The sequence below is a fragment of the Acinetobacter baumannii genome, from assembly GCF_009759685.1.
In the GTDB taxonomy this organism is placed as follows: domain Bacteria; phylum Pseudomonadota; class Gammaproteobacteria; order Pseudomonadales; family Moraxellaceae; genus Acinetobacter; species Acinetobacter baumannii.
Genome location: NZ_CP046654.1, coordinates 1,061,708 through 1,076,059, shown reverse-complemented (window position 1 = coordinate 1,076,059; position 14,352 = coordinate 1,061,708). Strand labels below are relative to the sequence as shown.

At 36.9% G+C, this 14,352-nt stretch carries 16 protein-coding genes and 1 tRNA gene; 9 read left to right on the top strand and 8 right to left on the bottom strand.

Features of this window, described 5'->3' with window-relative positions:
• Positions 1-38: 38 nt before the first annotated feature.
• Complete coding sequence (locus GO593_RS05135) at positions 39-782, top strand: hypothetical protein (protein ID WP_000597385.1); 744 nt, start codon at positions 39-41, stop codon at positions 780-782.
• Positions 783-806: 24 nt separating this feature from the next.
• Positions 807-1,199, top strand: coding sequence for a hypothetical protein (locus GO593_RS05130; protein WP_000789137.1), 393 nt, complete (start codon positions 807-809; stop codon positions 1,197-1,199).
• A gap of 45 nt (positions 1,200-1,244) precedes the next feature.
• Here the strand turns inward: GO593_RS05130 and GO593_RS05125 are convergent, their stop codons facing one another.
• Both GO593_RS05125 and GO593_RS05120 read right to left on the bottom strand, forming a co-directional pair.
• The gene (locus GO593_RS05125; RefSeq protein WP_000877463.1) at positions 1,245-2,246 is read right to left on the bottom strand and encodes an aldo/keto reductase; all 1,002 of its coding nucleotides are present in this window, start codon (positions 2,244-2,246) and stop codon (positions 1,245-1,247) included.
• A gap of 111 nt (positions 2,247-2,357) precedes the next feature.
• Positions 2,358-3,260, bottom strand: coding sequence for a helix-turn-helix domain-containing protein (locus tag GO593_RS05120; protein WP_005143485.1), 903 nt, complete (start codon positions 3,258-3,260; stop codon positions 2,358-2,360).
• A gap of 762 nt (positions 3,261-4,022) precedes the next feature.
• On the opposite strand from GO593_RS05120, the gene GO593_RS05115 reads away from it, so the two are divergent.
• Positions 4,023-4,574: a TetR/AcrR family transcriptional regulator gene (locus tag GO593_RS05115; protein WP_000792722.1), complete on the top strand. Its 552-nt coding sequence runs from the start codon at positions 4,023-4,025 to the stop codon at positions 4,572-4,574.
• A 117-nt stretch (positions 4,575-4,691) separates the two neighbouring features.
• On the opposite strand, the gene GO593_RS05110 is transcribed toward GO593_RS05115, so the two are convergent.
• The 4 genes from GO593_RS05110 to GO593_RS05095 form a co-directional block, all read right to left on the bottom strand.
• Complete coding sequence (locus GO593_RS05110; RefSeq protein ID WP_000534315.1) at positions 4,692-5,432, bottom strand: RloB family protein; 741 nt, start codon at positions 5,430-5,432, stop codon at positions 4,692-4,694.
• A 14-nt stretch (positions 5,433-5,446) separates the two neighbouring features.
• Positions 5,447-6,685 carry an AAA family ATPase gene (locus tag GO593_RS05105; RefSeq protein ID WP_000582594.1) on the bottom strand — a complete coding sequence of 413 codons (1,239 nt, stop codon included), beginning with the start codon at positions 6,683-6,685 and terminating at the stop codon, positions 5,447-5,449.
• A 383-nt stretch (positions 6,686-7,068) separates the two neighbouring features.
• Positions 7,069-7,287: a DUF6500 family protein gene (locus GO593_RS05100; RefSeq protein WP_001243392.1), complete on the bottom strand. Its 219-nt coding sequence runs from the start codon at positions 7,285-7,287 to the stop codon at positions 7,069-7,071.
• Positions 7,288-7,314: 27 nt separating this feature from the next.
• Complete coding sequence (locus tag GO593_RS05095; protein ID WP_000128771.1) at positions 7,315-7,650, bottom strand: winged helix-turn-helix transcriptional regulator; 336 nt, start codon at positions 7,648-7,650, stop codon at positions 7,315-7,317.
• 116 nt (positions 7,651-7,766) lie between these two features.
• Between GO593_RS05095 and GO593_RS05090 the strand changes: the two genes are divergently transcribed.
• From GO593_RS05090 to GO593_RS05075, 4 genes are all read left to right on the top strand, one after another.
• Positions 7,767-8,324: an NAD(P)H-dependent oxidoreductase gene (locus tag GO593_RS05090; RefSeq protein ID WP_000753356.1), complete on the top strand. Its 558-nt coding sequence runs from the start codon at positions 7,767-7,769 to the stop codon at positions 8,322-8,324.
• Between the two features lie 173 nt (positions 8,325-8,497).
• Entirely contained in the window at positions 8,498-9,454 is a 957-nt protein-coding gene (locus tag GO593_RS05085) for an AbaSI family restriction endonuclease (protein ID WP_000492966.1), read from the top strand.
• Entirely contained in the window at positions 9,448-9,906 is a 459-nt protein-coding gene (locus GO593_RS05080; protein WP_000917503.1) for a hypothetical protein, read from the top strand. The genes GO593_RS05085 and GO593_RS05080 overlap by 7 nt, the downstream gene beginning before the upstream one ends.
• 81 nt (positions 9,907-9,987) lie before the next feature.
• Positions 9,988-10,329, top strand: a complete 342-nt coding sequence (locus GO593_RS05075) for a DHCW motif cupin fold protein (protein WP_001017483.1) — start codon at positions 9,988-9,990, stop codon at positions 10,327-10,329.
• 63 nt (positions 10,330-10,392) lie between these two features.
• On the opposite strand, the gene GO593_RS05070 is transcribed toward GO593_RS05075, so the two are convergent.
• Positions 10,393-10,482 (bottom strand) — tRNA-Ser (locus GO593_RS05070).
• Between the two features lie 118 nt (positions 10,483-10,600).
• Here GO593_RS05070 and GO593_RS05065 point away from each other — a divergent pair.
• Positions 10,601-12,478: a potassium transporter Kup gene (locus GO593_RS05065; protein ID WP_001181658.1), complete on the top strand. Its 1,878-nt coding sequence runs from the start codon at positions 10,601-10,603 to the stop codon at positions 12,476-12,478.
• Between the two features lie 55 nt (positions 12,479-12,533).
• Here GO593_RS05065 and GO593_RS05060 read toward each other — a convergent pair whose 3' ends face one another.
• Positions 12,534-12,977, bottom strand: a complete 444-nt coding sequence (locus GO593_RS05060; RefSeq protein WP_000581860.1) for a hypothetical protein — start codon at positions 12,975-12,977, stop codon at positions 12,534-12,536.
• Positions 12,978-13,232: 255 nt separating this feature from the next.
• Here GO593_RS05060 and GO593_RS05055 point away from each other — a divergent pair, with 255 nt between their 5' ends.
• Positions 13,233-14,312 carry a DNA/RNA non-specific endonuclease gene (locus GO593_RS05055; RefSeq protein ID WP_000157130.1) on the top strand — a complete coding sequence of 360 codons (1,080 nt, stop codon included), beginning with the start codon at positions 13,233-13,235 and terminating at the stop codon, positions 14,310-14,312.
• Positions 14,313-14,352 lie beyond the last annotated feature (40 nt).

Sequence of the window (14,352 nt, the reverse complement as noted above, 5' to 3'; positions counted from 1 at the left end):
ATATTATATAATTAGTTAATTATTAAAGAATTTTAAAAATGATTAAATCAATTATTACAGGCTGCGCGGTTCTTACACTTTCAGCTTTAACGGTAACTCATGCAGAGTTTTCTTATGAACAAGAATTACAGCAAGGCTGTAATAAAGTGAAGCAATACGCGAGCTTAGGTAAGAAATTCTACGATCAAAAACAATATAAAAAAGCGCTCGAAAATTTCCAGAACCAAGCCTCTTGGACTGCATTTTGTAAGGCCAATGCAGACGAAACCACAGTTAAATTTACCGACCGTGATATTGAAGTTGCCAACAATAACGTGGGCTTAGCCTGTGCCAAATTGGGTCAACCACTTTGGGCAAGAGCATGGTTTATGCTCGATGAAAAATCCAAATCTAGTCAATTTAACCTTAAGCAGTTACCAGCCCCTAAAGCATCAAATGATTTGTCGGGTGAATACGTCCGTTACTCAGGTTTTGGTGAGTGGGATCACATCACGGTAAGTCGTAAACAGGGTCAATATACCATTGGCTATTCGGGCGTTTATATGGGCTTACGAAGCTTAATTTACGGCCCAAATATGGGTGAGTTTGGCACGACAATGCCGACCAATGCCAAGCAAACTATTTATAAAGATCAAGACTGCCGTATTCAGCTCGATTTTAGAACCAATGCGAAATTAGGAAATTATATTCAGGTTAAACAAAGCGAAGGTGAGTCGGGGTGTGGCTTTGGACATAACGTTTATGCCGATGGAACATATTTAAAAGTTGAGTCTGGAAAATAAGATTAAACATATAGGAACACAATAATGAAAAATATATTTGCACCTTTACTACTTTTTTCAACGGCTATTTTTTCTGCTCACATTTATGCAGAGCCGACTAGTACCTGTAAGGAAGTGAAATTCCAAAAGGCCGATCAGGCTTGGAGTGGGCACTATTATTTACATGGTGTGATGGAAGTCGGTTCAGAGCTTTTACTTCAGCCAGATGGCAAGTTTCAATGGATGCTTGCTGTGGGTGCTTTAGACCAATATGCCGAAGGCACATGGTGGAAAAATGGAGACTGTATTGGCTTAAAACCAGAGGCTAAATTTAAAAAGGATTTAAGTATTTTCCCTGAAAGCCTAACGATTTCAGATAAATCCTTAGATGCAATCTGGGAAGGTGGACGCCAGCAAGGCACATATAGCAAAGACTAAACCAAAAAGTCCGACACTGAGTCGGACTTTTTTATAGCTTAGATTTTAGTGGTTCACCGCAGCAAGTTGCTGAGCGTTATAGCGTGCGCCCATGTTTGGGTATCTCGCAATAATCGCGTCGATTTCTGCCAAATCTGCCGCTGTTAAATGAAGGTCTACAGCGCCAGCATTTTCAACAAGTCGCTCGATTTTACGCGTACCCGGAATTGGAATAATGTCATCACCTTGCGCCAAAATCCAAGCCAAAGCCAGTTGAGCTGCTGTCGCATTTTTGCTTTGAGCAAACTCGCTAAATGCTTGCGCCAAGCTTTGGTTATTTTTCCAGTTATCGCCTTGGTAGCGTGGTAACTGGCGACGGAAATCATTTTCGTCTAAGTTATTTACATCAAGCGTATTGGTAATTAAACCACGCGATAAAGGTGAATAAGGCACAAGGCTAATGCCTAACTCACGAATGGTTTGCAAATGGGTTTGCTCAAACTCACGGGTAAGTAGCGAATATTCATGTTGAACCGCTGCAATCGGGTGAATCGCATGTGCTTTACGAATAGTTTCAGCCGACGCTTCACTCAGCCCTAAATAACGCACTTTACCTTGTTTGACCAAGTCAGCCATTGCGCCAATGGTATCTTCAACTGGAACATTTGGGTCTATGCGGTGCGCATAATACAAATCAATCACGTCTGTATTTAAGCGTCTTAAGCTGTTTTCGACCGCGACTTTAATCCACTCTGGAGAACCGTCGATATAAGACTCTAAAGAGTTTTGTGGGTTAAGGTTGTCTTCTTTATAGCGAAAGCCAAATTTGGTCGCCAAAAACACTTTGTCGCGGTGTTTTTCTAAAACTTTTGAAAGCAAAACTTCATTTGCGCCGTTGCCGTACATGTCGGCGGTGTCCCAAAAGTTAATACCGAAGTCTAAGGCCTTTTCTAGAGTTGCAATGCTTTGTGTGTCGTCTGAGGCACCATAGGCAAAGCTCATTCCCATGCAACCTAAACCAAGTGCTGATACTTTTTCGCCTGTTTGTCCTAAAGTTCTATATTTCATTTTTCACACTCTTTTTGCAAAATCACTTGAGTAGAAAAACTATAAAATGCTTTGGCTCAAACTGACGTATAACATTCAAACCAATAATTATAAAATTCAAACAATCTGTTTTTAGGCCACACAGTCTTCGCGGAATTTTTTAGGCGAAAAACCGGTATTTTTCTTAAAGAAATTGGTGAAATATGCTGAATATTCAAAGCCTAAGCTATAGGCAATTTCGGAAATGTTCCAACTGGTGTGTTGTAGCAGCGCTTTGGCTTCTTGCGTAATGCGCGAGCTAATATGCTCAGACGTAGTTTTACCTGTGGCTTCTTTTACAGCTCGGTTTAAATGGTTGACATGCACAGACAAGCCATAGGCAAAGTCATTTGCAGTTTTGAGTTTAAGCTGAAAATGTGGCGAGTCGATTGGGAACTGGCGCTCTAATAATTCAAAGAACAAATGGCAAATGCGTACCGAAGCATTACTATGTTTTTCAAACTGTTGGGTCGGTTGCATTTTCATGGCTTCATGCACAATCAGATGCAAATAATTTCTTAAAACGTTGTATTTATGAATGTAGTCTGAATTTATTTCATTCATCATCTTTTTGAAAATAAATGAAATTTCTTCAACCTGTGGGTCGTTTAAAAAATATAGCGGGTCGCCGTCGACTTTAAATAGGGGCGAGTCTTTTAAAAAGCTTTGTCGCGATTCTTGGTTTACAAACTCTTCGGTAAATAGACAAAACCAGCCTGCCTGTTCGGGCGAATTAATTTCCCATGCATAGGGCACCATTGGGTTTGAAAACAGTAAAGCAGGGCGGTCGACTCGTATCCAGCGGTTGGCATAGTGAAGTTCACCTGTGCCTAAAACCAGTGAAATTTTATAATAATCGCGGCGGCTATAAGGTGTGAGAAACGAGCAGGCATCGCGTTGGAACACGTTAAAATGTCCAAACGAAGTCGATGGAACCGAGTAATCGCTATCTCTGGTTAAAGAAAAGCGGCGATAAAAATCATGTATGGTTTCCATGTTTTTGCCTGCATGCATTATCAATTTATTTAAAGTTATAAAATTCAAACTTTATTTACTGTAGCTTTTATTTATAGCGCGATCAATCTGTTCATTTAAGCGGTTTGAAAATGAACGATAAATTAACAATGAAGTGACCAGAAAAACTAAACTTTAAGAAAATATATTCTTAAATCACTAGGCTAATGAAAAATAAAAATAATCTTTATAAATGAATAGCCAATATCACATTGACACTCCAAAACACGCGGATTATCCTTTGCCTGCTGGTCACATTGCCAGTGGGTTTTAGCAGACCCTTTTACACAAGAGTACTAAAAGCTTGCTTTTCAGTACTGGATCCTTACGTCCCCCTTTTTTCTATGGTAGGACGGAGGGGGACGCGCTTGCGCGTGCTGGGTCCTTGTGTACCAGTCTGCTAACCCCCTTCGTTCTGCCACCATTATTTAGCAGTAATCGTGGTAGTTCTTCTTTAATACACAAGGAGTTCGCCATTATGCGTACTATTTCATCTCTCTCATTGGCAACCTTCGCCAAAATCTTTGACTCTATACCCAACTGGTCTTTAAAACGGTTTAACCGACTCTAGGTTTTAAGCCATAGGTCATTACGACTAAAAAATCATAGCAACAATAAAACCCGAGATAGGCGAGCACACCATTTTTGTGCGGCTTTTGCGTGCCTGTTTTTAGCGCTCAATTTAAGAGCGACGGCATTTCTATCTCTTTTATTTACAACAAAAAATTATTTTAAGCGATATACATGAAAAATTTAGAAGCTTCATTTAGAGCATTGCGAGTGCTCCACACGGCAAAAAATTTATTTAACCAATACGGGTTTCATAAGGTAGGGGTAGACCGAATTATTGCCGACTCCCAAATTCCCAAAGCCACCTTTTACAACTACTTCCATTCAAAAGAAAGACTCATCCAGATGAGCTTAACTTTTCAAACAGACGCTTTAAAAGAAGAGGTATTTTCCACGATCTATTCGTACCGTGAACTGATGGTGTTCGATAAACTCAAGAGAATTTTCTTTTTACATGCTGACTCAGATGGGCTTTATCGTTTACCTTTTAAAGCAATTTTTGAAATAGAAAAGCATTATCCGTCGGCTTATAAAGTGGTTATTGATTATCGAAACTGGCTTATTCAGGAAATTCATAAACTACTTTTAACTGTAAAACCTGCCGCTACAGTTGAAGATGCGCATATGTTCTTGTTTGTGGTCGATGGGGCGATGGTGCAGCTTTTAGGCTCAAATCAAACTGATGAAAGGGAATATTTAATTGATTATTTTCTAAGTCGGGTTTGATGGGGGAGGGAGGCTTAAACCAATAAGGTTTGAGCCTTTAAAAGCCTTTTAATATAATAAAAATATAAAATATTTAAAAAGTCTATTCTGGGGTAAATTTTAATTTATTTCCATATATTAAATATTTTCTTGAATGAAAGATTGATAGACATCTTCATATACATAATTCTGAGATCTTTCAGAAATATTTTTTAGCAAAGTTATTAAAGCATGCATATTGGTAATTGGATTAATTGAGTTTACTTTAGATTGTTGATTGCACAGTCGAATTGAGTTGTATATAGCCCGTTCATAGTCAGGAACCAAACTTTCAATGACATTTTTATTAGTTTCTGTATAATCTGGTGCATAAGTACTTTGAAAATAATCTTTAATTACTTCACCAATAGATTTTTTTCCTTGCGAATTAAATGGACGAGTAGTGCATTCAAAATGTAAAAGAAACCAGATTTCTATACATGGAAAAGAATAAATAGGAATAATTCTTGTGAAATTAGAATTCATTCTTGCTAGATAATCTAAATGAGTACGATTTTTTACTGTATCTAAATCAAAAATACAAAAAATATAATTTAACTCATTATCAGTTTCATTGCTTTTTAAAGCTTCACTTTCTGCTTCACCTAATATTCCATTGCAATCAGTACTAATACTTTTCCTCGATTTAACAGTATTTAAACTAAGAATACGAATTAGTTCTTTAAAATATATATCTTCTGAGTATCCCTCCGTTAAAATCAGAATATTAGGAATTAGAGTACGATTACCAACATTACGTATTTTTCGGTTTGTTTTCTGAAGATTACGTCTTTCTCGATTCGCAGCTATTCTTTTCTTAGCTATATCATCACTGCCCATACTAAATTCTCAACTTATCCGAAGAAAGGAGTGGCCCCATATCTTCCTGATAAGTATCTTAACTCCCAGTTTTCTCTATCATTTCTTGGATTGAATTCTAGCAGAGAATATAAAGAAGAAACTTGTGATTTATCTTTTTCAACAAAATAAATTTGATCTTTTCTTAAGCATTCTTGATTAATAAGATGTGTATCATGTGTTACACAAATTAATTGATTAAATGTAGTATGATTAAATTCCTTTAAAAAATTCTTTACTAAAAGCGGATGTAAAGCTGAACTTAGTTCATCAACATAAAATGTTTTCTCAAATTTTTTATAATTATTTAGTAGCAAAGAGGAAAGCGCGAAAAGTTTACGAGTACCTTGGGATTCTAATTCTAAATCAAAAGGTTCTAGCTCATTATCGGAGTTTCTATGATAAGTTTTAATATCATAATAATAACGATTTTTTAAATCTTCTAAGATTTTTTCCTGAACTTCAGGCGTAAAATTATTATTTTTGATAATTTGTTCAGCGAGGGATCCTTTGTCGACATTAATATCAACAATATCAATATCCTGATTCTCTAAGAATTTAAGAAACCTTTTTTTAAAGTTCTCATCTGAATGAATACTTTTAGCTGTGTCTTCTAAAGAAAATTGTTCAGAGAGGGTGTTTGAAAACCAGTCATAAATAGGTTTTAAAAATTGACTATTTTCCTGAACCATCTTAGAAAGAAAAAGGACATTAGGTAAAGTTTTTAATGCTGTATCTTCATAAATTCTTTTAGGTTTTAGATCTGTTCCAATACTATATTCATACTCACCTAAATTATTTAAATCTCTGCTGAAAATATTTTTTTTATATTTTTTTGGGTAGTAATTAAGATGTTCATGGAATACTTGAGATTTATCTAGTACTAAACTATAATTATATCTAATCTCATTGCAAAAGAAGTTAATATCAAAACTAGTAGCAGAATTCTTTAATTCTTTATCTAAAAGGAAAGGAATGAGATCGAATTTTTCATCAGGCTTATTTTCAGCTGAATTAAGAATTAACTGTTTGAGGAAATGAATAGCAGATAGAAAGTTTGACTTACCAGAAGCATTCGCTCCATAGATAACAATAGTTTTTAGTAGTTTTAGATCTTTCTCTGGCGTATCTAACAAATGCTCTGGATGAATATCATACGGAGGCTCTGCAACGAAACTTAAAGTTTGTTGCTCTTTGAAAGATAGAAAATTTTCAATAGAGAAGTCAATAATCATGCTGAAACCTTATTATTTTGGATAATTTATCCATAAAGTTATTATTCTTTATATCATAAGATATATCAAATGAATTTTTCTACCGTCTTTATTTTTTTATACTTTTTTTATAGTTTGTTTAGAATTAGTAGATAATTTTTCTATACTATCATAAGCCTTCAATTATCAATTAATATTTAAAATAATTTAAATATATGTTTTATTTAGAATTTTTTTATAACAATCATTTGCTCCATAACGACCCTTTAGTATAGATAAAGTGTTTGCAGGTAAATTCGAATTTTCAGTTCATAACTTCCTAATAAATTTTATATATTTGAGTTTGCTTAATAGTATTTTCTCTCAAAAAACTATGAAAAGCTCTGTTCAAATAACTCTATCTTTTAGCTTTCCATCAAAACCAATTCTTTAATCTTAACTGCCTTCTCGAAGTGATCTAGCTTATGCTCCATAATCCACCAATGGGCTGCTTCCATAAGTAGCTCAGGGTTATCATTCTTATTTTTAAAAAAAGCATAAAAAGACAGACCAACATTGTCTCCCTTCTTTTCAATTTTATCGTCGCATCCCTTAACAAAAATTTCTCTTAATTCATTTCTCATATTGAGTATCACTTCAAGTCTATAAAACTAAGACGGCTTATTTTGCTCACCCCATTGGCACATCATATCTAGCAAAGGAATTAAAGACTGTCCTCTTTCAGAAAGACGGTACTCAACCTTTGGTGGAATTTGAGGATATTCCTTACGAATAATCAGTTCGTCTCTTTCTAACTCTTTAAGTGTATTGCTCAGCGTTCTAAATGAAATATTGCCAATACAGCGCTGCAACTCATTAAAACGCATAACGGTTTTTCCATACAGCCAATACATGATGATCATCTTATATTTGCCATTAATTAAAGAAAGAGTGTAGCCAAAACCTGTTTCTTCTAATGGCGTATTTGATGGAAGGCAGTCAGTCATTTTTAAAATCTACACTATCTTTTGGTATAGTATATAACAAAAATTACCGTACTTATATTTAGGAAAGCACACTTCTATAATCGATTTATCTACTTTTCGATAAGAGTGTTTTTATAATGAAAAAGACATTAGTGATCGTTGCACATCCTCACATAGACCAGTCTGTAATTAATAAAAGATGGGTAGAGGAGTTAGAAAAATATCCCGACCAATTTACAGTTCACCAGATTTATCAAGCCTACCCAGATGGCGTAATTGATGTTGCCAAAGAACAAGCGCTTGTAGAAGAACACGAAAATTTAGTCTTTCAGTTTCCAGTGTATTGGTTTAACTGTCCGCCACTTTTGAAACAATGGCTTGATGAAGTTTTGGCGTATGGTTGGGCTTATGGTTCAACAGGTGACAAGCTTAAAAATAAAAAATTTATGTTGGCGGTGTCTGCAGGTGCTCAAGAAAAAGTTTATTCAGAGCAAGGTGAATATAAGCTTTCGTTAGAGCAGATTTTTAGTTCTTTTGAACTCACCGCTTTATATGTTGGGGCGGTCTATCAACCGCTTTACGCATTTTATGGTTTAGACACAAACCCTTCACCAGATGATGCTATTCCAACTCACCAAGAAATAGATAACAGTGCCGTTCAGTATGTTCAGAAGTTATTAGCATTGTCTGAATAAGTTTTAAAGGAACAGGCCTAAACATGAGGGTTTGGGTCTTTCCTTACAAATAAATAGTTTCAGTGTAAGATATCTTTATGATTTAAATAATTATTATTTTTTCAATTAAGCGACAATGGAAATTTAGAGGAGTAAAATTACAGCTTTACTTATAGATTACTAAAAATTCAGTTATGTTCAGTTCAGATTTAACAGATTATGTCATTCGACAATTAGGTCGGACTAAAAATAAACGTTATGAAGCATATGTAGTTAGTCGAATTATTCATTTACTTAACGACTTTACTTTAAAATTTGTCACTCAACAGTTTGTTAGATTATCAAATAAGAAAATTGCTTTAACTGATTTATATTTTCCTCAACTTGGTATTCATATTGAAGTTGATGAAGGGCATCACTTTTTAAGAAATAGTAAAATGGAGTATTCACTCAACCAAATAGATGAGCCTCTTTATAGTATCTCTCAAACAGAAAGTGACGCTATGAGAGAAGAAGATATTATTAGTATTACTGGACATAAAATTTTTAGGGTAAATGTTTTTAAAAATCAGGAAGGTCAACCTCAAAATTTAGAGAGCATCCATCAACAAATTGATAAAATTATAGAAGAAATTAAGACTGCAAAGAATAAGCTAATAGAGGCTTCTACTTTTAAAGAATGGAATATAGAAACAGAATATAACCCTCAAACTTATATTGATTTAGGACGCATCAGCCTAGCTGACAATGTAGTATTAAAAACAACAAAAGATGTCTGTAATTGCTTTGGTTATAACTATAAAAATTATCAGAGAGGTGGAGCACTTCATCCATATGAAAAAGATACCTTAATCTGGTTTCCTAGACTTTATGAAAATAAGGATTGGATAAATACTATATCGCCTGATGGCTTAACAATTACTGAAAAGTCGACAGATGAAACTATTACACTTAAAAAATTAGAAGAGTGGAAAAATGGCCCACAGAAAAGAATTGTCTTTGCAAGAGTTAAAGATAATTTGAGTAGTCGGGCTATGTACCGTTTTATGGGCTTATATGAATTTCAAAAAGCGGATTTAAAAGATGGAGCGGTATGGAAACGGGTGAAATGTGAAGTCCAAACGTATTCTCCCAAGGAAACCAAATGCTAAAGCCTAGAATCTTTATAACTATCGGATTTCTTCTTGCTGGATTAATTTTATTTGCAGTCCTTGAGGCATACGAGAAAAAGACTAACGTTGAAAAAGAACAGGCAAGTCGAGTTGCTATTTCCTTTTTTAATTCACTTTCTAATGGAGACTCAGCTACAGCATACAAATATGTTTGGTCAGGCGAGAACTTAAATATTCGAAATGCTGAAATACCCCAAATTTATAAAGACTCAAAAGTTCTAGAAGTGCTAAAAGTTCGTTACGACTCGGCAAAAAATAGACCTGATTACTATCAACAATTTTATAAAATGATTTCACTTACCATAAAGATAAAAACAGTACATGCAGATCTTGCTGGTAACCCTGCGGGAACCTATATCGTGTTTGTAACTGTTGTAAAAAAAGATCCAAAATCTAATTGGCTCGTTACTGAGCTGGGCAGTGGGGGCTAATAAATAATTATTTTTAAATCGTTTGCAAAAACCAATTTTGTCTATAAGTTGAAAACACAATAATACGTCTTTGGAAAAACTATGAATATCGCACCTTTTCCATTTCAAATTACAAATTGGGAAGAAATAGAAGTCACTGAATATAGCGGTGAAACAGGAAAAGCTTATTGGAAAACGCAATTTTTTGGTGAAGAAACAAATAAGATTAGAGTGAGACTTGTCGAGTACTCTTCAAACTACTTGGCAGACCATTGGTGTGAAAAAGGACATATTTTATTTTGCCTAGAAGGTGAGTTAGAAAGTAGATTGAAAGATGGAAGAACATTTACTTTAACTTCAGGCATGAGTTATCAAGTAGGGGATAACTCGGAGCCACATCAGTCTTATAGCTTGAATGGTGCGAAGTTACTTATCGTTGATTAAGTTGATTTTATTTAAGTTAAATAAAAAGACCTAAATCAAAAAGATTTAGGTCTTTTAAAATTCTGGCGGTGAGAGAGGGATTCGAACCCTCGATACGCGTAAACGTATACACACTTTCCAGGCGTGCTCCTTCAGCCACTCGGACACCTCACCAAGGCGTGCGATAGTAACTAAAAAAACGAGTCCTGCCAAGATTTAAGACGAGCTTTACAGAAAAAAAATAATAGAGGTGATAAGATTGCGCTAAAAATCATATTGGTTTAATTACACAATGCAAAATACGGCCAAAAAAGCGACCTTGCCTGCCACGGCTTTGGCAGCTCTTGGAGTGGTCTTTGGAGACATCGGAACAAGTCCGCTCTATGCCTTGAAAGAGTCCTTCCATGCAGCGCATGGGTTGGGAATTCAGCCTGCAAACGTATTAGGAATTTTATCCATTATTTTTTGGTGCTTAATGCTGATTATTAGCATCAAGTATGTCGCAATCGTGATGCGTGCAGACAACAATGGCGAAGGCGGCATCATGGCCTTACTCGCGTTGAATTTGCGTAAAGCGAAAATTGCCGACAACAAAAAAATCTACATGATTGCGATAGGCTTTATTGGGGCATCACTGTTCTTTGGTGACGGTATTATTACCCCAGCCATTTCGGTATTGTCTGCGGTCGAAGGGTTGTCTATTGCAACCGATGTGTTTGACCCGTTCATTATGCCTATTGCAATTGCCATTATCGTCACGCTGTTTTTGGTGCAAAAGCACGGTACGGCGTTTGTAGGTAAGTTTTTTGGTCCAATTACGCTTGTGTGGTTCTTATCTTTAGGAATCTTGGGTATTCACAGTGTCATCCAAACACCTGTGGTACTAGGCATGTTTAGTCCGCATTGGGCGATCCAGTTTATCTATCACCATCCGATCATGACATTTTTTGTGATGGGTGCTGTGGTGTTAACAGTGACTGGTGGTGAAGCGCTATATGCCGATATGGGACATTTCGGACCAGTTCCGATTCGTCTGGCGTGGTTCTTTGTGGTATTGCCATGCTTGGTTTTAAACTACGCAGGACAGGGCGCATTATTACTCAGAGACCCAGCGGCAATTGAAAACCCGTTCTATTTACTGGTGCCGCAGTGGGCCTTGTACCCAATGATTATTATGGCAACCATGGCAACAGTCATTGCTTCTCAAGCCGTAATTTCTGGGGTGTTTTCTCTTGCGCGCCAAGCGATTCAATTGGGTTATTTACCACGTTTAAGTATTAAACATACGTCTGAGTCCGAAGAAGGTCAGATTTATGTACCTTTCTTAAACTGGTTACTCTTAATCGCAATTATTATCTTAATTTTAATCTTCAAAACCAGCTCGAACTTGGCAAGTGCATACGGTTTGGCCGTAACTTTGACCATGCTCTGTGACACGATTTTGGTTGCTGTATTTATCTACTCGGCGTGGAAGTGGAGCCTGCCAAAAGTGCTTCTCCTGATTATTCCGTTCTTTATTTTAGAGTCGGTATTGGTCGGTGCAACTTCACTTAAAATCTTGTCTGGCGGTTGGGTGCCATTATTGATTGGTGCGATTGCGGTGACCATTTTAATGACATGGAAACGTGGCCGTGAGCTTACTTTTGCTAAGCTTGAACACGATACTTTGTCACTCGATTTGTTTGTAAAAAGTATTGGTAATAGTGTGCACTGGGTGCCGGGCGATGCTGTATTTATGACGGGTACGCCAAATGTTGTGCCACATGCCATGCTGCATAATATTAAGCACAATAAAGTACTGCATCAGCGTAATATCTTGGTCACTGTAGTGATTGAAGATGTACCGTTTGTTGCACCTGAAGAGCGTATTACGACAGAAACCTTAGCTGAACATTTCTTCCGTATTAAAATTTTCTACGGTTTTAAAGATGAAATGAATGTACCGAAAGCATTGATGCAAGCCTATGAACAATTAGGCCTTGAATATGACTTGATGCATATCAGCTTCTTTATTTCGCGTGATCGTATTGTTCACTCTGTGGGTGACGGCATGTCGCCATGGAGAGAAAAGCTGTTTATTTCAATGCAGCGTAATACCAGCCCGGTCAGTGATTTCTATCAAATTCCAACTAACCGCGTTGTTGAATTAGGTAGTCAAATCGAAATATAAAATTTGATGTAATAAAAAAACCAAGACATAAGTCTTGGTTTTTTTATGGCTCGGATTATTGAGCTTGTGGCATAGGTGCATCTGCTGGTAACGCCCCATCTTTTGCCATTGGGTCTGCTGATTGGTTCGGGTTAGCAGCTGGCGGTGGAGTGTTCGGATCTTGTGGCGCTGGAGCCGCTTGATTCGGTGCAGGTGGCACTGCATCAGTTGGTGCAGCTGGAGGAGCCATTTCACCGCCCGCTGGAGGTGCTGGTGGAACATCTGCCGGAATAGGAGCACCGGTAGGCGCTGCGCTTGTTGGTGCAGCAGAAACTTGCTGTACTTGTCCGCTATTGACCAAATCGCTAATAGAACCTGGTTGGCCGTTGACGGTTGTAGTCACTTTTACTTTAGATAAGCTTTCTAAAGTATCACCTGGCTGGACTGCTGGTTCAGCCAAAGCAGCCATACTACACAATCCTGTGATTACGCCAATACCAATAATCTTTGAATGGATCATTAAATGGACTCCGATTATATTTTTATCCAAATTTGTGGAGCTAACCATGTCATAAGCCATAAGTGCATTTCAACGAAAGATACGCAATTGGCGCAATTCAATAGCCAAAGGCTCTCATAATGCCAACAGACTGTTACGTAAAACCGATTAGAGTTACAAAAAAGATGACCATGTTTTAACCATTTGAAAGATAAGCGATATACTTAAAAAAGCAGGATTGTTAAGCTGCGTGTGGACAGTGGTATTGATAGAAACATGGCAAGTAAAAAACGTAGTAAAGGTACAAATTCATTTTCTCTAAGTGAGCATTTTGGCAAGATTATTCTTGCATGTATTGCAGCCGGAAGCTTTGCAATTGCTTTCGGCAGTGAAAAGATTTCGCAGTGGTTTTCGCCTTTAAGTACTAACTCGACTTGTCTTAACCAGTTTTATCGTGAAGTTCCGCCTGCGTTAAATAAAGAAAGCTTAAAAAAAGACAGCTATCCGCTGTGCTTTAACGGTTTTAATGTCCTCTATTCTGGCATTTCTAAAACACCATTATGGTCGGCCGAGCATTTAGATGCAGAACGTTTAAGTGTCAAAATTAAACGTGAAGATAACTTCCATGAAGAAACGCGTGTTCCTCAAAGGCACCGGGCGTTGTTAAGTGACTACCGTGGTTCAGGGTATGACCGTGGGCACATGGCACCAAATGGCGATATGCCAAATAAAGAATCACAGTCTGATAGTTTCTCGCTTAGCAACATGGTGCCGCAAGCGCCTAAAAATAACCAAGAAGTCTGGCGTAAACTTGAAGAAGCAACTCGTGCCATTGTCACCAAGCAAAAACAAGATGTATATGTCGTGACAGGACCTGTTTTTGAGGGTAAACGTCTCAAAACGATTGGACAGGGTGTGATTGTACCAACCGCAGTTTATAAAGCGGTGTATATGCCAAAAACTGGCGCTATTGGGGCTTATTACGCACCTAACAATAACTCGCAGCAAGTGAAGGTAGTGAGTGTTTGTTATATAGAAGAAAAGCTTGGTATTAACTTATTTCCACAGCTTACAGAACAGCAAAAACGTAACGTTTATCGCTTACCATTAACCGCTAGCCAAGTTAAACCCAACCAAAAGCTCGACTATTTGCATTGGGATGGTGAAAGCCAGTGCGAACAAGACCTAAGCGCAGAACAAATTCAAGCGTTACAAGACCAATTTAAAAAGCAAAAAACTGGTTCTTCTGAACCGATGGAAGCAAAAGTTCCAAGTATTGATGAAGAAACTAGAAATGCCATTGTGAAACAATTGGTTGAAGCTTTGGTGAACTATTTCTTGCAGATAATGAAATAAGACCCTTCTAGCACTGTTGTGAAGCCTGAATCGATACAAT

Excerpts from the sequence above, each read along its gene's own strand:
- GO593_RS05065 (WP_001181658.1), top strand. The coding sequence starts at position 10,601 with ATGCAAAATACGGCCAAAAAAGCGACCTTGCCTGCCACGGCTTTGGCA.
- GO593_RS05095 (WP_000128771.1), bottom strand. The coding sequence starts at position 7,650 with ATGACTGACTGCCTTCCATCAAATACGCCATTAGAAGAAACAGGTTTT.
- GO593_RS05055 (WP_000157130.1), top strand. The coding sequence starts at position 13,233 with ATGGCAAGTAAAAAACGTAGTAAAGGTACAAATTCATTTTCTCTAAGT.
- GO593_RS05115 (WP_000792722.1), top strand. The coding sequence starts at position 4,023 with ATGAAAAATTTAGAAGCTTCATTTAGAGCATTGCGAGTGCTCCACACG.
- GO593_RS05130 (WP_000789137.1), top strand. The coding sequence starts at position 807 with ATGAAAAATATATTTGCACCTTTACTACTTTTTTCAACGGCTATTTTT.
- GO593_RS05105 (WP_000582594.1), bottom strand. The coding sequence starts at position 6,685 with ATGATTATTGACTTCTCTATTGAAAATTTTCTATCTTTCAAAGAGCAA.
- GO593_RS05060 (WP_000581860.1), bottom strand. The coding sequence starts at position 12,977 with ATGATCCATTCAAAGATTATTGGTATTGGCGTAATCACAGGATTGTGT.
- GO593_RS05090 (WP_000753356.1), top strand. The coding sequence starts at position 7,767 with ATGAAAAAGACATTAGTGATCGTTGCACATCCTCACATAGACCAGTCT.
- GO593_RS05085 (WP_000492966.1), top strand. The coding sequence starts at position 8,498 with ATGTTCAGTTCAGATTTAACAGATTATGTCATTCGACAATTAGGTCGG.
- GO593_RS05075 (WP_001017483.1), top strand. The coding sequence starts at position 9,988 with ATGAATATCGCACCTTTTCCATTTCAAATTACAAATTGGGAAGAAATA.
- GO593_RS05100 (WP_001243392.1), bottom strand. The coding sequence starts at position 7,287 with ATGAGAAATGAATTAAGAGAAATTTTTGTTAAGGGATGCGACGATAAA.
- GO593_RS05120 (WP_005143485.1), bottom strand. The coding sequence starts at position 3,260 with ATGGAAACCATACATGATTTTTATCGCCGCTTTTCTTTAACCAGAGAT.
- GO593_RS05135 (WP_000597385.1), top strand. The coding sequence starts at position 39 with ATGATTAAATCAATTATTACAGGCTGCGCGGTTCTTACACTTTCAGCT.
- GO593_RS05125 (WP_000877463.1), bottom strand. The coding sequence starts at position 2,246 with ATGAAATATAGAACTTTAGGACAAACAGGCGAAAAAGTATCAGCACTT.
- GO593_RS05110 (WP_000534315.1), bottom strand. The coding sequence starts at position 5,432 with ATGGGCAGTGATGATATAGCTAAGAAAAGAATAGCTGCGAATCGAGAA.
- GO593_RS05080 (WP_000917503.1), top strand. The coding sequence starts at position 9,448 with ATGCTAAAGCCTAGAATCTTTATAACTATCGGATTTCTTCTTGCTGGA.